23 protein-coding genes and 1 pseudogene are annotated in these 23,677 nt (G+C 35.0%); 9 read left to right on the forward strand and 15 right to left on the reverse strand.

Annotation, left to right across the window (positions count from 1 at the left end; all coding sequences use genetic code 11):
• Window positions 1-130: 130 nt before the first annotated feature.
• Together ILT06_RS27315 and ILT06_RS27320 are read left to right on the forward strand one after the other, a co-directional pair.
• Window positions 131-1,534 carry a sigma-54 interaction domain-containing protein gene (locus ILT06_RS27315; protein WP_064477252.1) on the forward strand — a complete coding sequence of 468 codons (1,404 nt, stop codon included), beginning with the start codon at window positions 131-133 and terminating at the stop codon, window positions 1,532-1,534.
• Window positions 1,535-1,691: 157 nt separating this feature from the next.
• Window positions 1,692-1,889 carry a hypothetical protein gene (locus ILT06_RS27320; protein WP_000063919.1) on the forward strand — a complete coding sequence of 66 codons (198 nt, stop codon included), beginning with the start codon at window positions 1,692-1,694 and terminating at the stop codon, window positions 1,887-1,889.
• Window positions 1,890-1,942: 53 nt separating this feature from the next.
• Here the strand turns inward: ILT06_RS27320 and truA are convergent, their stop codons facing one another.
• The 6 genes from truA to ILT06_RS27350 all read right to left on the reverse strand — a co-directional run bounded on the left by truA (window position 1,943) and on the right by ILT06_RS27350 (window position 7,868).
• Window positions 1,943-2,680 carry a tRNA pseudouridine(38-40) synthase TruA gene (truA, locus tag ILT06_RS27325; RefSeq protein ID WP_149173993.1) on the reverse strand — a complete coding sequence of 246 codons (738 nt, stop codon included), beginning with the start codon at window positions 2,678-2,680 and terminating at the stop codon, window positions 1,943-1,945.
• Between the two features lie 56 nt (window positions 2,681-2,736).
• Window positions 2,737-4,116, reverse strand: a complete 1,380-nt coding sequence (gene rlmD, locus ILT06_RS27330) for a 23S rRNA (uracil(1939)-C(5))-methyltransferase RlmD (protein WP_000615214.1) — start codon at window positions 4,114-4,116, stop codon at window positions 2,737-2,739.
• Window positions 4,117-4,126: 10 nt separating this feature from the next.
• On the reverse strand, window positions 4,127-4,990 hold the full coding sequence (locus ILT06_RS27335; protein WP_149173994.1) for a DNA-3-methyladenine glycosylase family protein: 864 nt from the start codon (window positions 4,988-4,990) through the stop codon (window positions 4,127-4,129).
• A 59-nt stretch (window positions 4,991-5,049) separates the two neighbouring features.
• Complete coding sequence (gene pdaA / locus ILT06_RS27340; protein ID WP_064477249.1) at window positions 5,050-5,832, reverse strand: delta-lactam-biosynthetic de-N-acetylase; 783 nt, start codon at window positions 5,830-5,832, stop codon at window positions 5,050-5,052.
• A gap of 126 nt (window positions 5,833-5,958) precedes the next feature.
• Window positions 5,959-7,479, reverse strand: a complete 1,521-nt coding sequence (gene fumA / locus ILT06_RS27345) for a class I fumarate hydratase (protein ID WP_088046941.1) — start codon at window positions 7,477-7,479, stop codon at window positions 5,959-5,961.
• 206 nt (window positions 7,480-7,685) lie between these two features.
• Window positions 7,686-7,868 (reverse strand): SE1561 family protein, encoded by a 183-nt coding sequence (locus tag ILT06_RS27350; protein WP_000513547.1) that lies wholly within the window; start codon window positions 7,866-7,868, stop codon window positions 7,686-7,688.
• A gap of 213 nt (window positions 7,869-8,081) precedes the next feature.
• Between ILT06_RS27350 and yfkAB the strand changes: the two genes are divergently transcribed.
• On the forward strand, window positions 8,082-9,209 hold the full coding sequence (gene yfkAB, locus ILT06_RS27355; RefSeq protein WP_000156029.1) for a radical SAM/CxCxxxxC motif protein YfkAB: 1,128 nt from the start codon (window positions 8,082-8,084) through the stop codon (window positions 9,207-9,209).
• Window positions 9,210-9,280: 71 nt separating this feature from the next.
• On the opposite strand, the gene ILT06_RS27360 is transcribed toward yfkAB, so the two are convergent.
• Window positions 9,281-10,078 (reverse strand): YfkD famly protein, encoded by a 798-nt coding sequence (locus ILT06_RS27360; RefSeq protein WP_033662157.1) that lies wholly within the window; start codon window positions 10,076-10,078, stop codon window positions 9,281-9,283.
• Window positions 10,079-10,159: 81 nt separating this feature from the next.
• Complete coding sequence (cax, locus tag ILT06_RS27365) at window positions 10,160-11,215, reverse strand: calcium/proton exchanger (RefSeq protein WP_064477247.1); 1,056 nt, start codon at window positions 11,213-11,215, stop codon at window positions 10,160-10,162.
• Window positions 11,216-11,394: 179 nt separating this feature from the next.
• Here cax and ILT06_RS27370 point away from each other — a divergent pair, with 179 nt between their 5' ends.
• From ILT06_RS27370 to ILT06_RS27380, 3 genes are all read left to right on the forward strand, one after another.
• Entirely contained in the window at window positions 11,395-11,811 is a 417-nt protein-coding gene (locus tag ILT06_RS27370; protein ID WP_048559739.1) for a pyridoxamine 5'-phosphate oxidase family protein, read from the forward strand.
• A 154-nt stretch (window positions 11,812-11,965) separates the two neighbouring features.
• Window positions 11,966-12,112 carry a BH0509 family protein gene (locus tag ILT06_RS27375; protein ID WP_064477246.1) on the forward strand — a complete coding sequence of 49 codons (147 nt, stop codon included), beginning with the start codon at window positions 11,966-11,968 and terminating at the stop codon, window positions 12,110-12,112.
• 156 nt (window positions 12,113-12,268) lie between these two features.
• Complete coding sequence (locus ILT06_RS27380) at window positions 12,269-12,697, forward strand: EamA family transporter (RefSeq protein WP_000100307.1); 429 nt, start codon at window positions 12,269-12,271, stop codon at window positions 12,695-12,697.
• A gap of 11 nt (window positions 12,698-12,708) precedes the next feature.
• On the opposite strand, the gene ILT06_RS27385 is transcribed toward ILT06_RS27380, so the two are convergent.
• On the reverse strand, window positions 12,709-13,302 hold the full coding sequence (locus ILT06_RS27385; protein ID WP_048559737.1) for a DedA family protein: 594 nt from the start codon (window positions 13,300-13,302) through the stop codon (window positions 12,709-12,711).
• Between the two features lie 429 nt (window positions 13,303-13,731).
• Here ILT06_RS27385 and ILT06_RS27390 point away from each other — a divergent pair, with 429 nt between their 5' ends.
• Window positions 13,732-16,494, forward strand: a complete 2,763-nt coding sequence (locus ILT06_RS27390) for a tetratricopeptide repeat protein (protein WP_064477245.1) — start codon at window positions 13,732-13,734, stop codon at window positions 16,492-16,494.
• A gap of 41 nt (window positions 16,495-16,535) precedes the next feature.
• On the opposite strand, the gene lepB is transcribed toward ILT06_RS27390, so the two are convergent.
• A complete protein-coding gene (lepB, locus tag ILT06_RS27395) occupies window positions 16,536-17,072 on the reverse strand; it encodes a signal peptidase I (protein ID WP_064477244.1) in 537 nt (178 codons plus the stop codon).
• Between the two features lie 188 nt (window positions 17,073-17,260).
• Here lepB and ILT06_RS27400 point away from each other — a divergent pair.
• Window positions 17,261-17,548: pseudogene (locus ILT06_RS27400) on the forward strand (hypothetical protein).
• A 60-nt stretch (window positions 17,549-17,608) separates the two neighbouring features.
• On the opposite strand, the gene ILT06_RS27405 reads toward ILT06_RS27400, so the two are convergent.
• Both ILT06_RS27405 and ILT06_RS27410 read right to left on the reverse strand, forming a co-directional pair.
• Window positions 17,609-18,289, reverse strand: coding sequence for a lysoplasmalogenase (locus tag ILT06_RS27405; protein ID WP_064477243.1), 681 nt, complete (start codon window positions 18,287-18,289; stop codon window positions 17,609-17,611).
• Between the two features lie 122 nt (window positions 18,290-18,411).
• Entirely contained in the window at window positions 18,412-19,362 is a 951-nt protein-coding gene (locus ILT06_RS27410) for a DMT family transporter (protein ID WP_064477242.1), read from the reverse strand.
• Between the two features lie 269 nt (window positions 19,363-19,631).
• On the opposite strand from ILT06_RS27410, the gene ILT06_RS27415 reads away from it, so the two are divergent.
• Window positions 19,632-21,557 carry a heavy metal translocating P-type ATPase gene (locus tag ILT06_RS27415; RefSeq protein ID WP_088046939.1) on the forward strand — a complete coding sequence of 642 codons (1,926 nt, stop codon included), beginning with the start codon at window positions 19,632-19,634 and terminating at the stop codon, window positions 21,555-21,557.
• A 184-nt stretch (window positions 21,558-21,741) separates the two neighbouring features.
• Here ILT06_RS27415 and ILT06_RS27420 read toward each other — a convergent pair whose 3' ends face one another.
• Genes ILT06_RS27420 through ILT06_RS27430 form a run of 3 tightly spaced genes read right to left on the reverse strand, consistent with a single transcriptional unit; the run spans window position 21,742 to window position 23,651 of the window.
• Window positions 21,742-22,611: a YihY/virulence factor BrkB family protein gene (locus tag ILT06_RS27420; RefSeq protein ID WP_001226522.1), complete on the reverse strand. Its 870-nt coding sequence runs from the start codon at window positions 22,609-22,611 to the stop codon at window positions 21,742-21,744.
• 6 nt (window positions 22,612-22,617) lie between these two features.
• On the reverse strand, window positions 22,618-23,133 hold the full coding sequence (locus ILT06_RS27425) for a DUF4075 domain-containing protein (RefSeq protein WP_016133535.1): 516 nt from the start codon (window positions 23,131-23,133) through the stop codon (window positions 22,618-22,620).
• A 53-nt stretch (window positions 23,134-23,186) separates the two neighbouring features.
• Window positions 23,187-23,651, reverse strand: a complete 465-nt coding sequence (locus ILT06_RS27430) for a low molecular weight protein-tyrosine-phosphatase (RefSeq protein WP_000250910.1) — start codon at window positions 23,649-23,651, stop codon at window positions 23,187-23,189.
• Between the last annotated feature and the right edge of the window lie 26 nt (window positions 23,652-23,677).

Genomic DNA, 23,677 nt, shown 5'->3' on the forward strand with positions numbered 1-23,677 from the left:
CCGCAAAATTTTTCTATCATTTGAGAAATTTTAAAGAGAAAATAGCAAAAAAATTTTGCGATTTTATAAGAATTTTAATAAAATTATAAAAAGTCAGTCTTCATAGGGTGAAATGAGGAGAAGATAATCTATGCGTACAGAAGAAATTAATTTTAAACAGATCATTGAAATGAATATGCTATATGAAACTTTACTTAATGAGCTCGATATCGGGATTCATATTATTAATGAGGAAAGTAAAACGATTATCTATAACCGCAAAATGATGGAAATTGAATCAATGGAACGCTCAGATGTGCTATATAAAAGTCCTATAGAAGTATTCGCATTTGAAGAAAATAAAAATAGTACTCTTATAGAGGCATTAAAATTAGGAAAAACAAACAAAAATATAAAACAAACGTATTTTAACAATAAAGGGCAAGAAATTACAACGATTAACAATACTTTCCCTATAATAGAAAACGGAAAAATTAAAGGCGCTATTGAAATTTCAACAGAGATTAGCCATTTCAAACAAACGATGAAAACGAACCTTTCTCGAAAACAAAATAATAAATTTACCTTTGATCACATAATCGGTGATTCTAATGCTCTTCAATCTGTCATTACAGAAGCAAAGAGAGTAATTCGTACATCCTCATCCATACTTCTCGTAGGAGAAACAGGGACCGGTAAAGAACTATTTGCACAAAGTATCCATAATGAAAGTCAACGTTCAACAAAACCATTTATTTCACAAAACTGTGCCGCTATACCTGATACACTCATGGAAAGCTTATTATTTGGTACGAACCGAGGTGCATTTACAGGAGCTATCGATAAAGCTGGTTTATTTGAAGAAGCAAATGGAGGAACTTTGTTATTAGATGAGATCAACTCATTAAGTCCAGCACTTCAAGCGAAGTTACTACGAGCTATACAAGAAAAAACAATACGAAGAATCGGAGGCACACAAGAAAAAGAAATTGATGTTCGTATTATAGCAACTATTAATGAAGATCCTCTTGAAGCTATTACACACAATCGATTACGGAAAGACTTATATTACCGATTAAGCGTCGTTACTTTATGTCTCCCGCCTTTACGTGAACGAAAAGAAGATATTCCTGATCTTGTGCAGCACTTTATCGAAAAGTACAACATTCAATTTGGACTTGGCGTAACGGATCTAGATGTACATGTAAGAGAATTCTTGTATGCATATGATTGGCCTGGAAACGTACGAGAATTGGAACATATCATTGAAGGTTCAATGAATTTAGTTGAAGATGAAAATATCATTACAGCTTTTCATCTTCCCACTCGCTTTCGTGAACAAATAAAAAAAGAATTCAATATGCAACCTTCCCTAACTAATAACGATGCTGATGCACCTAAAACGTTAAAGCACACAATAGAGGCAATGGAGAAGAACTACATCAATCAAATTCTGACAGAGTATCACGGTAATATCTCACAGGCTGCAAAGTTTTTAGGATTAAGTAGGCAAAACTTACAATATCGAATTAAAAAATTGCATTTACACATATGAAATGAAGTGAAGCTTTAATCTGTGGAGGTTTTGTCTACCCTCACCAATTGGACTTTTATTGCCTGTTAATGCAGGATAAATCTGCTTCCAAGCGCAAATATAAATTGGAAAAATATGCTACAATAAACATATAACATACTAGAAAGGAACGATATATATGAGTAATGATAACAAATTAAAGTTATTACAATACTTAGCCTTCTTCCCTACCATTGTATGTATGATGTTACTAGTTGATATGAATGCTTATCCTTATGCAAAACTATTAGCAACAATTAGCGGCTCCTTTGCAGCTATTATGCTTGCTGCTTTTTGGAATTTGAAGATACGTATGAAGAAAGAAAAATCTTCTTAATGCCAAAACAATAAAAAAATCGAGCTTACACAGCTCGATTTTTTTACTGTTTATTAAAACTCAACATTCTCCAAATACAAACCACTTGCCTCAGCAAGACAATTAATTTGATTACGTTGTTTTTCCTCTAAAATATTTGGGATTGTGTCCGCATCTAATTGTCCTAATCCAACTTCAATTAATGCTCCAACAATTTTTCTTACCATGTTATGAAGGAATCCGTTACCACTTACTCTAATTTGTACAAATCCTGCTTCTTCCATCACTTCAAGTGTATATACTTCTCGAACCATAGACTTTTTCTTTGATTTCGCATTTGAAAAAGCAGTAAAATCATGTGAACCAACTAAATGTTTCGCAGCTTCTTTCATGCTTTTCATATTTAATTTTTTATTCACATGCATGCTGTATTTACGCATAAATGGATTTGTATGCTCTTCATTCCAAATTTTATAAAGATATGTTTTTGCTTTAGAATTGTAACGAGCATGGAAGCGATCTTGTACTTCTTCTACACTCGTAATGCTAATATCGTTGGGTAAATATTGATTTAAATATTTTTTCACTTTATGTTCCACTAACTTCTCATCACTTTGAAAGTTAGCAACTTGATTCAAAGCATGTACACCCGCATCTGTTCTACTGCAACCGATAATTTCAATTTCTTTTCCGATCATTTCAGATATGACACTCTCGATTTTTCCTTGAATTGTATTATCGTTATTACCGAGACGTTGCCATCCTTTAAAACGTGCACCATCGTACTGAATCGTTAATTTATAATTATTCATTTTACTCTCCTTCATAGAAAATATTCCCTCATATCGTGAGGGAATATGAATACACTTTACTTTCTAACAAGCTTCACTACATTTTCTACATGAGCTGTATGTGGGAACATATCAACTGGTTGTACATATTCCACTTCATAACTCTTCATTAATGCTTGTACATCACGTGCTAATGAAGAAGGATTACAAGATACGTAAACAACTTGTTTTGGTTTCACTTTTAAAATTGTTTCCAGTAATTTATCATCGCAACCTGTACGAGGTGGATCGACAACAATTACATCTGGACGCCATCCTTCTTTTACCCATTTCGGTAACCATTGTTCAGCTTTACCTGCTTCATATTTCGTATTTGTAAATCCGTGACGCTTCGCATTTTTTCTTGCATCTTCAATCGCTTCTGGAATTACATCCATACCACGTACTTCCGCTGCATCATTTGCAAGCCAAAGACCGATTGTACCAACACCACAATACGCATCTACAATTTTCTCATCGCCTGTTAAAGCAGCTGCTTTTTTCGCTTCATCGTATAAAACAACTGTTTGTTCTGGGTTTAACTGGAAGAATGCACGTGCTGATAATTCAAATGATAAATCACCTAGTGTTTCTTGAATTACTTCTTTTCCAGCTAATTTAAATGTTTTATCACCGAAAATAACAGATGTTTTACGCCAGTTTACGTTTTGCATAATTGATTTAACAGCTGGCATCTGTTTTTGTACTTCTGCGATAAATTGATCTTTATTTGGTAATTCTTCTTTTGTTGTAATAAGTGTAACTTGTACTTCCCCTGTTTGAACTGCAGTACGTGTCACAATTGTGCGTACTAAACCTTTTTGTTTTTTCTCATTGTAAATAGAAACATTTAATTTTTCTAATATACGTCTTACAACTTTTGTCGCTTCATTCGTTGCTTTATGTTGAATCATACAGTGAGCAATATCAATTAACTGATGTGAGTTTTGCTTATACAGCCCTGTAATAACCTTTTCGTCTTTACGTCCCACTTGTAATTGACTCTTATTACGATAATGCCATGGGTTTTCCATACCAAGCGTTGGACGAATTTTTTCTTCCAAACTGTTGTTCATATACTTCTCGAATGCTTGTACAACGATATCACGCTTTTGATTTAATTGTTCTTTATAATCTAAATGTTGCAGCTGACAACCGCCACACTCTTCATATACCGGACATGGTGCTTTCACACGATGTGGTGAAGCTTTACGAACTTTTTTCACTTTCGCTTCAGCGAAGCCACGCTGAATTTTCGTTGTTTCAGCAACAACTTCTTCTCCTGGTAATGCCCCTGGAATGAAAACAACTTGTCTCTTAAAATAACCAACGCCTTCTCCGTTAATCCCAAGACGTTTAATTGTCACAGGAAACGTTTGACCAACTTCCAACTTACTCTCATGTTGCTTTTGTATCATTATTACACCTCTACTCTATACTTTTCCATAAATATAACGCTGCATAACTGCAGTATGGTTCACACTCTTGTTTCACTTTTTCTAAAAATGCATCATCAGGTTTATCATCTAATTGAAATACACCTTGCACTGCACGCTGAATCCCAATGTCCGCTTTCGGAAACATATTTTTCCGTCCAAGCCCAAACATTAAAAAATTTTGCACTGTCCATGTACCAATCCCCCTAATTGGTAACAATTGTGCGGAAACCTCTTCATCCGCCCTGGTTTCTATACTCGCTAAATTTAATGTACCGCTGACAATACTTCGACCTAACCCTACTATATATTCAGCCTTTCGCTGACTAAACTTCTGCTCTCTCAATTCTTCTATTGAAATATTTGCTAATATTTCTGGAGTGGGGAAAAAGAATACACCGTTCTTCTCTGTTCCATACCGTTTCACAAACTGTTCTGTTAACACAGTAGCAAATTTCAAATTTATTTGTTGATGAATGATACAGCGAAGAAGACAAGCAAAATAATCAAACTCTAAAATAATTGGAGTATAAGCATATGTTTCAAATAGTGGACGTAATGATGTGTTTAAAAAATGATTTTGTATATCTTGAAACGGTTCATTCCAATGAAAAATGGCCCTCATTCGTTTCATGACTTTCTCCGGATCTCCTGCCTGACTAGAGATCCAAAACTGTGGATTTTGAACAGTACCAATCCCTTGCAAGCGAACAACAATCTGTTCCTCGTCTATACAAAGCGGGACATAAATGACTTTCTCATCTAATTGAATGACGTTAAGAGGATCAAAAGATAAACGTTTTAATACTTCTTCAAAATGATACGGATACTCTAACGTAACATGTTCGCTCCACATACGTTTCCCCATCCTTTTTACACATCATTATAGCATGAGAAAACCGCAAGCATACATGCTTACGGTTGATTGCTTTTTACTAAGTCATCTAGACTTTTAAAATGATACCCTTTCTCGCGCAAATCATCAATGATTTTCGCAAGTGCTTCTGCATTATCTTTTGATATTGCATGAAGTAATAAAACAGATCCTGGATGAATCATCGTCATTACATTATTATGTGCATATTGCCATCCTCTTTGCTCGTCCACTTTCCAATCCAAAAATGCAAGTGACCAAAATACATTATAATAGCCCATTTCTTTCGTAAGAGCCAATGTTCTTTCACTAAATACGCCGCGCGGCGGACGTACATATTTTACTTCTTTTTGCCCCGTTACTTTTTTAATCTCTTCCGTTACACTCGTTAATTCTTCACGAAGTTTCGCATCATTTACCGTTGTAAAATCAGGATGACTCCACGAATGGTTTCCAATAATATGTCCTTCATCCTTCATTCTTAATAACAAATCTTTTTGTGTTTTTATATAATGACCCGTTACAAAGAAAGTTGCCGGTACTTTTTTCTCTTTTAATACGTCTAAGATTTTCCCTGTGTATCCATTCTCGTACCCATTATCGAATGTTAAATAAATATCTTTTTTCTTTGTATCCCCTAAATAAAACCCACCATTTTTTTGTAGTAATTCTGTATATAGCTTCCCTGCATCTGGTACTGTTTCATTTTTAGGACGCGGGATTCCCCAGTTATGTGGAGTATTTGTATAAGCTAATGTTGAAACTGGAACAAGTGCCATCATAATTGAAAAAATGAGACCGATATATAACCATTTATATTTCATAAATAGTCTCCTTTCCATATATAATCGTACTTGTAGTTTCTGTTGCCGTGCATTCTTTCATGCTGAACATGTTTTTCTATATATACCAAAAAAATGCATCTCGAATGATTCGAGATGCATTTTTGTTTACTTAAATACTGGCTCTTTAAAGCTAGCTAATTTTTCAAGTGATGTTTTATCAACATCTGCATGTAAGCTATTACCATGAGAATCCATCGTTACAACCGCTTTAAATCCTTCGATACGTAAATGCCACATTGCCTCTGGAATACCAAATTGTAAGAAATCAACATCTTTCACTTCTTTAATACATTCAGCATAATATTGCGCTGCACCGCCAATTGCATTTAAATATACACCACCATGCTCTTCTAAAGCCGCTAATGTTTTCGCACCCATACCACCTTTTCCAATGACAGCACGAATACCGAATTTCTTCATAATATCGCCTTGGTACGGTTCTTCACGAATACTTGTCGTTGGACCTGCCGCTTTAATTTGCCAGTTTTCATTTTCATCTTTCACGACAACTGGACCACAGTGATAAATAACTTGTCCTTTTAAATCTACTGGACAATCGTTATCCATTAAATGCTTATGGATTGCGTCACGACCTGTATACATCATGCCATTAATTGTTACAACATCACCAACGCGAAGTTCTCGAATTTGCTCTTCTGTAATTGGTGCTTGTAATACAATCTCACGTTGCTCTGTTTTTTCTTGCGCTTCTTGCTGAAGTGTATCCTCACCTTCTTGATATAGCCAGTCCATAATTTCACCTGTTTCAGGATCGATTGTTACGCCAAGGCGGCGATATGCCCAGCAATTATACGCAACAGATACGTAGAAACTAGCGGGCAGACGATTATACACGCCAATTTTACAACCAAGTAAAGTCGTTTCTCCGCCAAATCCCATCGTACCAATGCCAAGCTTATTCGCATTTTCTAATACGTACTCTTCAAGTTTTTGTAACTCTGGTACTGGATTGACATCATCTAATGTACGGAATAATTGATTTTTTGCTAATTCGTAACCTGATGTGCGGTCTCCCCCGATACCAACACCAATTACACCTGCACTACAACCTTGACCTTGCGCTTGATATACAGCATGAAGAAGGCATTTACGAATTCCTTCTAAATCACGACCAGCGCGTCCAAGTCCTTCTAATTCACACGGTAAGCTATACTGTATATTTTTATTCTCACAGCCACCACCCTTTAGAATTAAGCGTGCATCAATATAATCTTTTTCCCATTGTTCAAACTTAATAACCGGTGTACCTGGTCCTAAATTATTTCCACTATTGTCTCCAAAAAGAGAATCAACAGAATTGGGACGAAGTTTACCATCTTTTGTCGCCCGCTCAAGCGCATTATAGATAGCTTCCTTCAACTTTAATTGATTCACACCAACTGGTGTATAAATTTTAAACGTTGGCATCCCTGTATCTTGGCAAATTGGCGAGATGTTATCATCAGCCATTTTAATATTATTCGTAATTGTGCCAAGTGCCATCGCAGAACGAGTCCCTGAATTTTCTCGTTCTTTCGCTTGTTGAATCGCACGACGAACATCTTTCGGTAAGTTCGTTGACGTTTCAACAATTAGTTGATACATGCTTTCTTGAAGCTTTTCCATTGTTACTTCCCCCTCAATTGTGAACGCTACCAAAACGTTATGAGCTGAAAATTCCATTGTTATGCTCTTCAGCTTTTTATTTGTTTCACGCTATTAAAGCATAAATGAAATTTTTCACAACTTGATTATACCTTTTTTTCTACCGTCCTTCTATTATCCATACAGAAAAAGGCTGCCAATTTTGCATTGGCAGCCTTTTTAATATATTATTCGTCTTTTTTAAATTGCTCACATTTTAATTCTAATTCATCTAACATCGCAAGAAGACGATCTACATCCTCTAACTCTACTTCTTCAGGTTCAATTGTATCAATTACTTCAATGAACATATTTAAACGTTCTTTTAAATATACTAGTTGTGAATCTTTATCTTCAATTGCTTTTCCCATGAAGGCACTCTCCTTTTAATTCGAGTTGCTTTTATTATACCGCAAAAATGATTGCTATGGGCATGAAATTTCATCAATTTTATCACAGTCATTCATTCAAATGTAAGCCCTCTCTCTTTTTTCACAAAAAAGTTTCACTTTATAAAAAGTACATATTCTTCTATTATAGAGAATGGACAAATTGTTATTTCAATAGTCAAAGGAGTATTTCATATGACGATATCACAAAAAATGAAGCCGATTACTCCTTCTTACGATCCATGGGAAGCGTATATGGACCTTGAAGAGTACGGCAAACTACTATTAACAAACGTTGAGTTTACAACGACAACGTTATGCAATATGCGTTGCGAGCATTGTGCTGTTGGTTACACATTACAGCCGAAAGATCCAAATCCGCTTCCGATGGAGCTTTTATTAAAAAGATTAGATGAGATTCCTCATTTACGTTCTTTAAGTATTACTGGCGGAGAACCAATGCTTTCAAAGAAATCCGTCGACAACTATGTAACACCACTCTTAAAATACGCCCATGAACGAGGCGTTCGCACTCAAATCAACTCAAACTTAACTATAGATTTAGCACGTTACGAACAAATTATTCCTTATCTAGACGTATTGCATATATCCCATAACTGGGGAACAATTGATGACTTCGTTGAAGGTGGATTTGCAATGATGGAACGTAAACCTACTTATGAACAACGTGCAAAACTATTTGAACGAATGATTACAAATAGTAAAGCTCTATCAGATGCAGGTGTACTCGTATCAGCTGAAACAATGTTAAACAAAAGAACTCTACCACATATTGAACATATTCATCGTCAAATTGTCGAAGAGATGGGCTGTAAACGTCATGAAGTTCACCCGATGTATCCGAGTGATTTTGCGAGCAATCTAGAGATTTTAACAAAAGCTGAAATTCGTGATGCAATTGAGCATTTACTAGAAATTCGCGATGAAAATGTATGGATGTTATTTGGAACTTTACCTTTCTACGCTTGTAGCGATGACGAGCGAGACATTGCCACATTTAAGAAATTACAAGAAAGCAAAAATGTAACAGTTCGTAACGATCCAGATGGTCGTTCTCGTTTAAACGTCAACATTTTCGATGGAAATATTATTGTAACTGATTTCGGTGACGTTCCCCTTCTAGGTAACGTACAAACAAACACACTACAAGAAGCGTATGACAAATGGAGTGCTTCAAAAACAGCACAATCATTAAGCTGTCACTGTCCTGCAGTAAAATGCCTTGGACCAAATGTTCTTGTAAAAAATAGCTACTATCCGACAGAAGATTTCTTATCAAAAACAGCAAACATAACATTTTAAAGTTGAACCAATTGCCCACAACTAGCGGGATAAATAAAAACGTCAGCTTATAAGCTGACGTTTTTTTCATATTATTGCGAGTGAGAAGATGAAATGAATTTAAAATATAAATGATCATGAATTGGAATCGCCGCTCCAATTCCTTGTGAGGTAATATTTTTCACTACAAGCCTCTTTTGATTTCCTTTTAACACAAGGTACACTTCTCCAAACGTTACTTTTCCTTTTTCATTTACTGCTGGTGTATAAGCGTATAAATATCCAAGTTGACTCGGACTAATATTATACACACGCTCATGTCCAGTACCATAACCAATGGTCGTTTTAAATGAAAGCGGCAATTGTACTTTTTCAAGTGCTTTGAGAAGCATCATTTTTTTCACATCCGCAGTATTTTTCATATCTGCTGTTAAATCACCTTCAACCGTCTTTTGCGTTTCTTGCTTATAGCGTAGCGGATATAAGCGATCCCCTCCGCGATTATCGTACACATTACGATTTACTTGTTTATATTCCCAATTAATCGATGTATCAACCGATTCATAATTTAAAGCCCATTGACCTAAATAAATCTTCGCTCGGTACCCTACCGCAAGCGGAGCATTCGAAATTGTCGTTTCATTAAACATTCGAATTAAGTCCGGATTTTCAATTTTAATATTTGCTGTTTTCAATAGTTCTTGAGCAAACTTACTCGGTTGTAAGCGCGGCAAATCTTGCGCATCATTTGGAAACGTATTGTCTTTAGAAATATTTAAAACAGATGAAGGCATTTTTGTTTCTACCGTTGTCTTTGCAAAACTCATGTTAGGAAATAATAGAATAAACGAGACCATAGTTGAAAGACATATGCTGTATACTCGTTTCACCTGTCTGGCTCCTTCCTACGTAAAGGTATATATACTACTTTGTTTATTGTTTTCTCTCAATACAATTGTTATGCCTATTTTTCATAATAAATAAAAACCAATTCCCATAATGACATACGCTGCTAATAACGTACCGCCTTCAAACCAATTTGTATCTCCATCATTTGAAATTGCAATTGTTAAGAAAACAGCTGTAATCATAGAAACAAGTTCTGGTATTGTAAATACTAAAGGCATCCTTTGCGTGAATAACATAGAAAGCAGTACTAATACAGGAGCAACAAACATGGCAATTTGTAACGTAGAACCGACTGCAATTTCAACTGCAATATTTACTTTATTTTTATACGCCATAATAATTGCAGATGCATGTTCCGCTGCATTCCCAACAATTGCAACGATAATAACTCCTATAAATAACTCTGACCAACCAAATGACTTTGCAACTGTCTCAAATGTATGCACGAGCGCCTCTGACACATACGCTACCGCAATTGTCGCTATTGCTAAAATGAGTAGTGCTTTACCTTTCGACCACTCTGGTTCTTCCTCATGAGCGACTTCATCACTTTTATGCTGATATACACCACGATGCGTAACTAACTTAAATAGCAATGCAGCAAGGTACATAATAATCATAATAATAGACACACCGATACTTAATTGATACGTCTTTCCAGCATCCATCTTCATTGAAAAAATCTCTGGAATAACAAAAGCTACTACTACAGCAAAGATTAATAAAGCTGAATTATGCCTTGCATCATACACATTAAAACTTTGTCTTTTGTATTTAAGCCCTCCTATAAAGAAGGATAGCCCTCCTACTAATAATAAATTTCCAAGTACAGAACCCGTTAATGAGGCTAACACCACTTCAATTAATCCCGCCTGAAGTGCAAAAATGGAAATGATCAGTTCAACAGCATTACCGAAAGTAGCATTTAATAATCCGCCTATTCTAGGTCCAGAGACAATTGCCAAACTTTCTGTCGCTCTGCCCATAAAGCCTGCTAATGCGATAATCGTAATACAATACACAGCGAACATAATTGTTTGAGGCCAATGAAGCGTTTTTCCAAGTACAGAAAGTGGTACCCCGATTAGCGCTACTATAAGAAATATTTTATTAAACATGCTTTTCATCCTTCCATCGTATGTATTTCTCCTCGATATTATTATTATTCTTCTCCTAACTTGTCCGATTTCATCACAATTACGTTTAAAAAATCGGATTGAAGAAAACAGTATAAAAGATATTCAAATTATCTTGTTTAAACGGAGAAAACAATAAATTATGAACAGGGGTTAAAAGCATGCATTTAAAAGAAAAAATTGAAACTATTATTTGTGGTCAACGAACTGGTGTATTATCTACTGTACGTGAAAATAAACCTCATAGCGCCTTTATGATGTTTTTCCACGAAGATTTTGTGTTATATGTTGCAACAGATCGGAAATCAAAAAAGATAACAGACATTGAAAACAATCCAAATGTCCATGTACTACTTGGACGAGAAGGAAAAAAATTAGATGAAGATTATATTGAAGTTGAAGGCTTAGCTTCCATCGAGGAAGACTCCACATTAAAAAACAAGTTTTGGAATAATAGCTTAAAACGCTGGTTACTTGGTCCTGAAGACCCTAATTACGTATTAATAAAAATCAATCCTGACACAATTTATTACATCGATGGTGCTGGTACGACGGAGCCCGAGTTTTTACGACTATAAAACAAAACAAGCCCCCTTTAGGTGGGCTTGTTTTGTCGAAAAGTTCTTCTAAAAAAAACAATAAAATAGGTGGAACTTTCTAAAGATTCTGTTATATAATAGCAGTAACTTAAATAAACTGTATTAAAACAGATTGAGGGGAGAAATAAAATTGATGAAAAGAGAAGAACGCAAAAACATGATTGAGTTTATTGAAAAGAAAAAAGGGATTGAGCGTGATGAATTATTGTTTATGACAGACGATGAAGTAGAACATATTTATAATGTAACGTACTTTTTCTATGAGGAAATTGCAGAGTAGTATAATAGTCCCCACCTTATTAGCAACATAAGGTGGGGATTATTTCGTTATTTATTCCGCTATTTACGGGGCGGTAAAATCCCACTGATTAAAGTTTCATTTTATACGTGAGAATGGTTTTCATGTATAATAATGTAAGATTGGAGGAATTTTACTATGAGTTCATGGCTCTTATTCGCACTATTATCAGCAATTGCTGCTGCCCTTGTATCTATTTTTGGAAAGATTGGTTTAGATGGAATCGATGCCAATGTTGCAACAACGGTTCGTTCTATTATTATGGCATTATTTATGGTGGGCGTTATTATTATCCAAGGTAAATTTCAAAATATCGGCGATGTACTGCTAAATAAAAAAGCACTGCTCTTTATCACATTAAGTGGGGTTGCAGGTGCTTCGTCATGGCTATTTTATTTTCTTGCCCTCAAAACAGGGAAAGTTTCACAAGTGGCTCCTGTCGATAAATTAAGCGTCGTATTTTCTATCATTCTCGCGATGATTATACTCGGTGAAAAGTTAAACTTTATGACTGGCGTTGGTGTAGTCTTTATTACAGCTGGTGTATTATTTATTGCTTTCAGCTAAAAAAACCGCTATTAGCGGTTTTTCTTTTTCTTTATATAAAACCATACAATACATGTAACAACTACTGAAATGCATAAAATCCATATTCCGTAATGATGTAGACTATACTCAACGAAACGCCACTTCTCTCCTAACTTCCAGCCAAGTCCAATAAAAACACTTATCCAAATAAGCGCACCACCGTAAGCGTACAAACAAAAACGCCAAAGTGTTAAATTCGACATCCCAGCAAAATAGGCTGTTAAATGACGTACTCCCGGGATAAAGTAACCAATCATTAAAAGAAAGGGGCCATACTTTTCAAATAAAATATGCGTTTTTTCAATGTGATGTTCTTTAATTCTAATCTTCGGTCCATATTTTTTTAAAACAGGGAGTCCAAGTTTTAAACCTAATATGTAGCTTAATGTAATACCTAACATCGCACCAGCCATCCCGCTTAAAAAAGCAGCAGTTCCTGACATAACTCCTTTAGAAACATTATAACCAACGAAAGTCAATAAAAACTCGTCTGGTATCGGTAATCCAACAATTCCACCGGCCAACGCTATAATAATTCCAAAATACCCATAATGCGCGATTAACTCGCCAATATGTTGTTCCATTCGGAAAACACATCCTATGCACGATCGTTATTCCACATTGTGCCCTTTCTATCTTCCAGACAAACATGGTATACATATTCACTATACATTGTTTTTATAATGAACTCTACTTCTATCCATTCCTTTAGCAGGAAGAAAGTGAACCATTAATTGTGCGCCGAACTCCCTCCTACTTCCCTTATATTCACCGATTTTTGAAGCGCTAGTCTTACTACCCACAAATGGCGGGATTAAAAAATAAAAATTCATATGCTTGTTTTTTTGTTACAATAAAGGAAAGTTACTTTTCGCAACGGTTTAACTCTCAGGAAAAATGATATATCCAGCAAAAACATAGTTTGGTCGATATAATGCAACTTCTACCTATTAAAAGAACATACACCCTTTACATACAACATCATTTTTCTAAATTATACAGGGGGAACGAACATGACCATTGAAAATCAATTTATCCAAAAGGTTTACTATAAAACATTTTTAACAGAAGAAACTTCTACTCCAGTATCAGAAGTACTCGGTGAAGCATATATAAATGAATCCACAAATGAATTCTCCAACATTTCTAATATCCGCTTTGCTCAAGGTGAATTTTATTACCAAAATAAAGACTTTGAAGCAGCGATATTTAAATGGGAGAAAGTAAATAACGAACTTGCACTTTGGGCAACCAAAAATATTGCAGATTCTTATTTTGAACTAGGATTCTTGCCAAAAGCAGAAGAAATTTATCAATCTATTCAAACGGAAGATACAGCTCTTACAATGGAAGTTTCCTTACAACTTCTTTCTCTTTACATCGAACAAGATCGTTTAGGTCTAGCATTTAAGACGATTAGTGAGGCTGTTGCATTTCAACCTGACTATCCAAATATTACTGCAATCGCTCGCTCATTCTATGAAAAACAAAAAGATTGGAATAATGCTATCGAGCTTGCCGTTCAAGAAGGAATTCGAACAAAATCGTTACACTGGTTCGATACTTTAATCAATTATGTGAATCAAGGATTCACGAAACAAATCAAACCAGAATATTTCTATGAATCTTTAAAAGCTTTATATGCCATTGATCAAGTCCAATTTAAAGAACTTGTTATTGCGCTTTGGAACAGCTATCAAAATGAAAACTTGCATCTACCTTGGGTTCAAACAATAAATCATTTATTCTTACATATTGAAACAGACAACAATGACGATTGGCATGAAATTGTTGAACGCTATCAAAATACGTACTTTGAGTTAATTACTGGTGAGCATTTCATGCATGAAATGCAGGGACTTGTACCAGATTTATTAACAAATTGGTTTAGTTTAACGAAAGCAAAAGATGCCCTATTTGTCTCTGCTGCAGTGTTAGCATGGAATGAAGTTTCACCTACAACTTTAGAGTCATTACTCGTAAAAAGTGCTGGAGCCCTACTTTCTAATTCAACAGCTGAAACAAATGTAAATATGGAAACAGTTTCTCATTTATTCGAAACGATTGCTGTATGGGCTGAAAAAAATGATGTGGATTTAAGTCATCAATTTACGTTACTCGTTCACGAACTGTGTGATTTAAATGTTACACAATTACTAATAGCGGGAACTAGTGACCATGATAAATCATCATTCATCAATTCAATATTAGGAGAGAACATCTTAACTAAGACCTTAACAACTCCTATTCTATTTAAAGATGATAGCCAAACTGAAATAACAGAATTCACTGCGCTAGATGTACACAATATACCGAACTTTGATGAATTCCATCAAATAATGGCTACATCTTCCCAGTCAGAACTTGAGAAAAAATGTATAGAAATTAAGTTACCGAGTAGATTTTTAAGAAAAAATAAGTTTGCATTTCTTGTTACACCATCCATTCAAGGGCAAGTGGATAAAAACAGCTCATATTTTGAATACTTACAAGCAGCAGATAGCCTTATTTACGTATTAAATTCTGCTTCACCATTACATGGTGAAGAACTTGATACATTACTTTATTTACGGGAACAAGTGCCAAATTTACAAATTCATTTCGTATTACACACAAATAATACGACCAATAATGAAAAACTAATGAGTAAGATTAAAGTCCATTTCCCAAATGCACAGTTCTTCCCATACTCTCCTTCACAAGAGAGTAGCCAACAACTTGGGGACGTGACAGAGTCTATTCTTTCTAATTTGGCAGAACGTAACATGGAACAAGAACGTATAGAAAAACTAATATGGTTTACTCAAAAGACAATCGCATACCTTGTAAATGAACGTGTGGAGTTAGAAAATACATTAGTGAAATCAGTACGCTGGAATAAACATATCTCAGTTAAATTAAATGGATTTATTAACAACCTTACTGCTCTTGAAAAAGATAAAATTCGTTCTATTACAGAATCTTATCTTTTAACGAAAGAAGAAATCACACGAGATATCCATTCTCAAATCCCTGAATTATTACAGAGTTGTTCTGACCTTGTTCAAGAAGATAGCGACTTCAAATTAGTTCATGAAGAATTAAATACTGCGATGAACGAACGAGTTCAAAAACATGTACAACAAGTGCTTCTTCCTAAATTTACTGGTTCTATTCAAGAGTGGATTGAAACAGCTCATAATGAATTTATTCAAGCTCAATCTTATTTAGATGAAATGAGTGAAACGTTTAATAAATTATATAAAGAAGAACGCATGAAACTTCCTTGCGATTTCAAATTACTAGATGATTGGCATCGAGATGTTGTACGTATGACAAATCGCATTACAGTATCGAACATCAATATTTTATTACGCTTTACACCGACACAATTTTTCTTAAAGAGTGCGGGAAAACTATTTGGTAACATGCAAAAAAATCAATCTATGCTCGCAAACAAATATAAACAATACATTGAAACGGAAGATTATACGGAAATTGCTCAAACAATCTCAAAACAATTCTTCCTTCAATTTGAAGTATTTGAAGGCGCATTAGAACGAGATATCATGATGTTCTTTAAAGATCCACTTAGCATACTGAAACAAAATGTAGAATCAGCTCAACTTGAAATACAGGAAGACGAGCAAACATTAGCAACGTTAAGAAGCAACCCAGAAACTTATCACGATCCGTTAGCATTCTTTAAACTGCAACTATTGCAGCACAAATTCGTTTTAAGTACGAACAAAAACAATGAAAACATCTATGAATTTAATGAGTCTCCTACGATTTAACATAAAAAACCAAGCAAATGAAATTTGCTTGGTTTTTTACTTTAATTCATTATTTTCATATGTTCAAATGGATAATAAATCGCCGCTAATTCTCCCAATACATCTTCTCTATCAATAAGTCCCAAACCATTTCTACTATCTCTGCTTATTAAGCGATTATCCCCCATAACAAAAATCTTATTTTTAGGAATTGTAATTGGTCCAAAGTCCTCTGTTAAATTCATAAGTTTTTTTTCAGCTTGTTTTTTATTACTATACAAATACGCTTCCTGTATCACTTCATGATTCACATATAATTGATCATTTCTCACCTCAATGACATCACCAGGCAAACCAATAACCCTTTTCACATAAAAATTATCCGTCTTCACAACAATAATATCTTCTCGCCCATAACTTTCAAATTGCTTTGCTAACTTATTAACAATCAGCTTATCCCCATCTTGTAACGTTGGCTTCATGGATGCTCCTTTTACAGTCGTAGGAAAAAACAAAAAGATTTTTGCCAAAAACACCAACAAACATGCAATTGCAATTGTTCCAAAGAATTCACGCAAACGTTTTTTCTTTTGCATCATTCCACCATCTCATCATCTTTTTACTTTTATTATAAGGACTTCAACTGTATAATTTCCACAAAATTCTAAATTGTAAAATCGTAATATTAAAAACTTTTAAATAATAATATTCAAAAATATATTATCTACATATAATATATCTTACACTTATTATTTTATATTTATATTTACTTAAGAGGACTTTTTCTATGAAAGTTATGCTTAAAAATGAAAATACCGGCCAAATTAAACAAGCAAAAATTGGTTTTAGTTGGACTGTATTTTTCTTTGGTTTCTTCCCTGCTATATTCCATGGAGATTGGAAATGATTTTTAATTATTTTAATCGCTAGCATGTTTACGTTCGGATTCTCTAACCTAGTCTTCTGCTTTATTTACAACAAGCTTTACATCAATGATTTATTAGCTCAAGGTTATAAAGCAGCTGATAAATATAGCCTTTCTGCTCTACAACAAAAAAACATCGTAGCATCGTAGCATAGTAACAAAAAAAGATACTCTCAAAATAGTCTATCCACTATTTTTGAGAGTATCTTTTTATATTCCCACATATACAATACACATTTGAGCCGCTACATATGTAAACCAAATCCAAAGTGGTTCATACTTTAATTTGCGCCCTCCAATATCTGTCACGCCTATAACAAAATCAGAAATCACAAATAGTAAACCACCAAAAGCCGGTATCCACCATATTCCTGTATTCTCATAGTATAGGGCGAATGCAAAGCAAGCCATTCCTCCAACCCACAATCCGTAAATTAGAGCTCCTATCGTAAACAATTTATCTTGTTTATCATTTCGTATAAAAAAGAACCATCCTATAATTAGAAAGAGTCCGTATACGAGTAAACCAATCCAAAAACCATTCCATGAGATGCCTGTTTGCAAAAATGCTTTTACATAAAAACAATGCGCAAGCGCGAAAGTAATCATCCCTCCAATTAATCGATGACCAATTGGAATCAAACCTGCCATAAATAAATCTCCTACAGTTGATAACGTCATACCTAGTGCAACCCACGTACTATACGCTACTGATGGATCTTGTAACCATATCCAAATTGCACTTGCTGTTAAAGAAAAGCTAAGAATAAGACGTACTGCTAAAGGTAACGGCATATTATTTCTTGTCTTTTTTGTCTGTCCTATTGCATACATTGCACCAATTAAAAAAAGAATGATTTGCCCAATTAACACCATGTAAAGTAGATTCATAACATGTTCTCCTCAATAAATGCTTTTTGTATCTTTTTTCGTTACACCTAGTCTATTATCCTTTTTCTATATAAAAAAAGAAGAACAGTACTGTTCTTCCATTGTAATCGTTTTCCTGTTATCTATGCTACTTGTTTTGCGTTCGCCCTTTTCTGCTTAGCTGTCGTCCGATTCACCACGATAATTCCCGCGGCTACACATGCCAAACCGAATAATACAAATGAATGAATTGCTTCTCCTAAAATCATGCTCGATAATAACACACCAAATACAGGTATAAAGAACATGTACATTGATACTTTTCCAACCTTGTTATACTTCATAATTGTATTCCAAATGCAAAAGCCTGCTGCGGATAAGAAAGATAAATAGATAAGCATAAATATTGCATGTACACTAAATGTAAATGGCATTACTCCAACTTGCAGAGCTCCTATACATAATAGCCCGATAGAACCAAAAATCATTTGGTATGCTGTCATATAACCAACATCTAATGTTTTGCTACCTTCTTTCGCCAATATGTTTCCATATGAATACAACATTGCTGCACTAAGAAGTAATAAGCTACCAATTCCGAAATGGAATGACAAACTACCATCACTCGGTACATTTACTAAAATGACACCACAAAAGCCGATAGAGACCCCAATTATTTTTCTCATATTGAGCGCATCATCTTTATATAAAAAGTGCGCAAGTAAAATTTGAAAGAATGATGATGTTCCTGAAATGATAGCTCCTTCAATGCCAGAACTATAACTCATTCCAATATAAAAACATATATATTGAAGAAATGTTTGAAATAAACCAATTTGTACTAACTGCTTCCCCGTTCCTTTTTTGAAGCTCATATCTTTTCCTAACACTTTAAAGAATAATAAGAGCATGACTCCAGATAAAAAGAAACGATAACCAGCAAATAATATTTGCTCCCCAACTTCTTGTGGCTGAATTCCAAGTTCAGCGTAACTTAATTTAATAAATGGGAATGCGCTCCCCCACAAAAAAGTCGCTACTATTGCAGCAATTAGTACGCCAATCGGATGGGTAAAAAATTTCTCTGTCTTCACTTGTTGTCTTCCTTTCCGATCTTTTTATGAACAATATTCATATATACCAAAGGAAGTGTGAAAACACAAGTTTTCAGTTTATACGCAAACAAAACATATCATCTAACGAAAAAATATGCTATACTATAGAATAATTACAATATAATAACTATTAAAATCAGGTTCAACAGAAATGCTGCTATCCATTATGGATGGCAGCTTTCGTCGTTTTATAGGGGTTTCGATTTTGATTCTTTTTCTCAATAAGAATTTGGAAGGAGCGAGTAGTAATGAACTCAGAAGTAAAAACATTACAAGTACAAAAATCTATTTCTCATCCCTCTTTATGGGATACATTAAAGAAACATCATGAACTTATATTTGCAATCGCATCTGGTATTTTCATTTTAGCTGGTTGGTTATTCACAAAGAACGATGCAATGAATGTAGGCATTACTTGCTATATCCTTGCTTATATAGTTGGTGGATATGCAAAAGCGAAAGAAGGTATTGAAGATACCATTGAAGAGAAAGAGCTAAATGTCGAAATGCTCATGCTCTTTGCTGCTATCGGTGCTGCAATCATTGGCTACTGGGCAGAAGGTGCAATTTTAATCTTTATCTTCGCACTAAGCGGTGCGATGGAATCTTATACATTGAGTAAAAGTCAAAAAGAAATTTCAGCGCTTCTTGATTTACAACCTGAAGAAGCATTACGTATTTCAAATGGAATCGAAGAACGTGTTCCTGTTGGACGATTACAAATTAAAGACATTATTTTAATTAAGCCAGGTGAGCGCGTTCCTGCTGACGGTACGATTCATAACGGTGAAACAAATATCGATGAAGCAGCAATTACTGGAGAACCTATTCCAAATGAAAAAAAACATGGCGATGAAGTATTTGCCGGTACTGTAAATTTACGCGGTGCTATCGAAGTTAAAATTACGAAGCCGAGCGATCAAACATTATTCCAAAAGATTATCCGTCTCGTCCAAAGTGCACAAAGTGAAAAATCACCATCACAACTATTCATCGAAAAATTCGAAGGAACATACGTAAAAGGTGTACTACTCGTTGTTGCGCTTATGATGTTCGTTCCCCATTTTTTACTGGACTGGAGCTGGAATGAAACGTTTTATCGCGCTATGATCTTACTTGTAGTCGCATCTCCTTGTGCACTCGTTGCTGCCATTACACCAGCAACGTTATCTGCAATTTCTAACGGAGCAAGAAATGGAATTCTCTTTAAAGGTGGCATACATTTAGAACGCCTCGCTTCAGTAAAAGCGATCGCCTTTGATAAAACAGGAACATTAACAGAAGGAAAACCTACCGTAACAGATGTATATGTTCGAGAAAGTATGACAGAAAAAGAAGTACTTTCTATTACAGCATCAATTGAAAGTCACTCTACACACCCTTTAGCTGAATCTATCGTTAAATATGCACAACATGCGTATGACATTGCATTAACAAAACCAGAAAATGTTGAAGATGTAACTGGTTTTGGACTCAAAGGAATATTTGAAAACAAAGCTTATAAAATAGGTAAAGCTGATTTTATCGGTGAAGAAACAAAGACATTTCATAATGGTATTTCTGCCTCCCTTGAAAAAGAAGGTAAAACTGTCGTTTATATTAGTGATGAGAAAGGCATTCTTGGACTTATCGCTTTAAAAGATACGCTTCGCCAAGAAACAATAGCTGCTATTCGTGAATTACAAAGCATTGGTGTCGAAGCAATTATGATTACTGGAGATAATGAAGAAACGGCAAAAGCAATTGCCTCTGAAAGTAATATAAAGGAATATTACGCATCATGCTTACCAGAAACAAAAGTTGAAACGATTAAAAAGCTAAAAGAAAAATATGGGACAGTAGCAATGGTCGGAGATGGTATAAATGATGCTCCTGCACTCGCTACTGCCAGCATTGGTGTAGCAATGGGTGAAGGAACAGACGTAGCTTTAGAGACTGCAGACGTTGTACTTATGAAGAACGAATTATCTCGCCTTTCCCAAGCAATCCGTTTATCAAAACGAATGAACCGTATTGTAAAACAAAACGTAATCTTTTCACTAGCTGTAATTGCAATGCTGATTTGTTCAAACTTCTTACAATTTTTAGCTCTTCCATTCGGTGTTATTGGGCATGAAGGAAGTACGATTCTTGTCATTTTAAATGGCTTACGATTATTAAAAGGAAACAAATAAAAACGGGCCCCTCATAGAGGACCCGTTTTTTTAATGGTAGCTATTATGCCCGTTCGCACTACTACTCGTTTTATGCTTTGGATGCGAACTGCTCTTTTGTTTATTGTTATTTTTGTTGTTGTGGTTCTTTTTATTATTACTCATGAAATATCCCCCCTGTTCCCTATTATTATGGAACAAGAGGTCATTTTTCATTACGGGAATTATTGTCACCCGTCCTATAATGATGGAGTAAACCATTAATTTCACCGCCAAGTAAAATTACCCATCCAGTTAAGTAAAACCATAACATTAAAATAATGATACCACCGAGACCACCATATGTATTGGCGTAATTCGCAAACTTATCTACATAATAAGCAAATGAGTACGATACCACAATCCATCCTACAGTAGCAAATGTTGCTCCTGAAATGACTTCTCTTCTTTTTAACTTTCGATCTGGTGCAAATGTATATAAGAAACTAAACAAGGCAAATAGTACGAAGAAACTCGCTACTAAGCGTGTAATGCTCCATACGAAAGAGAAACTATCTGATAAACCGAGTGCTTTAAACACGGCTGCTCCAATAACTTGTCCGAATACCGGGACAATTAAAGCAAAGACAATCATAAAAATGATAGCTAATGTAAACACAATTGATAACGCTCTTGTTGTAATAAAAGAACGTGTTTCTTTCACGTCATAGGCGCGGTTAAAAGCATTCATAACCGCATTAACACCATTTGAGGCAAACCATAACATGGATAATAAACCAAATGATAATAAACCACCATTTTGCTGATTTACAACTTTATCTACATTTACCTCTATTAAGTTCATTGCATCATCTGGTACATAAACCTCTAATAAACTAAGCACATCCTCTGTTTGAATGGGAATAAATCCAAGAAGCGTAATTAAGAAAACGAGCCCAGGAAAAATTGCAAGCAAGAAGAAATAAGCGAGCTGTGCTGCCAAGCCCGCTACATCATCGCGCATCGTTCGGTCATATAAGTCTTTACCAAACGAATAAGTACGATGTCTCCTCACCTTTTCTAAAATTTTTCTCATATATGTTTAAACGCTTTTCTTCTCTTCTTTATCTTGCTTCAACTCAATGTACGCTTCAGTTTTTTTTTCCTCTACATTTGAGTCTTTCATAAATAGTTCACGCGCTTCTTTCATACCGCCATCTTCAGCAACTACTGGCTCTTCTTCTGCTTTCAGCTCATCTACCTTTGAAGATACAGCTTGAATTTCAATCGTTTCTGGCTTCTCTGCTGGCTCAACCTTTTTCTTACTAAAAATTTCTTTCGTTTCTTTTAACGTCTCTACAACAGACGGCGTCAATTTTTTAATTTCTGCTACTTTCGCTTTTACTACATTGAAGTCAGCGAGTTCGCGTCCTTTATCTGTAACAGTTTGCACTTTTTCTTTTATCTTCGCATTTTCACCGATTTCAATCATCTTTGTTTTTGCTTTTTCCGCAGTATTTTTTACTTTTTCACGGTTTTCCTTCTTCAACATAGATACAGCTACACCTGCAGCTACACCAATCGCAATGTTTCGAGCAATATTATTTTTCTTTGCCATATTCCTTCACCCTTTCATTTCTTATATTAGAAAGTATTTCTTTCTAAGCTTCCTCATATTCCTTGTTCATTTCGAATGAAAGCTAATAGCTTTGCACACCCTTCTGTTACAAGGTCATATACTTCTTGGAAATTCCCTGTATAGTAAGGGTCGGGAACGTCTGTCCAGCCACCGTCTGGAACAAAATCGGACAGTCTACCAATATAGCCTCCAGTTTTACCTAAACTTTTTAAATCTGCTATATTCTTGTTGTCCATGGCAATAATATAATCAAACTTTGTTAAGTCTTCTTTTTCTACTTGCCTTGCTTTAATTCCTTCAAAAGTGACTGCATTTTCTTTTAAAATTTTTTGTGTTCCTTTATGTGGCGGATGGCCAACATGCCAATCTCCAGTTCCTGCAGAATCAATGACAATTTTCTCCTCGAGTCCCTCTTTTACGACAAGATCTCGAAAAATCGCTTCTGCCATCGGTGAACGGCAAATGTTCCCAAGACAAACAAACAATACTTGAACCATATATTTGTTTCTTCCCTTCTTGGTGC

Source organism: Bacillus sp. 17RED48 (assembly GCF_019837545.1).
Lineage (GTDB): Bacteria > Bacillota > Bacilli > Bacillales > Bacillaceae_G > Bacillus_A > Bacillus_A wiedmannii.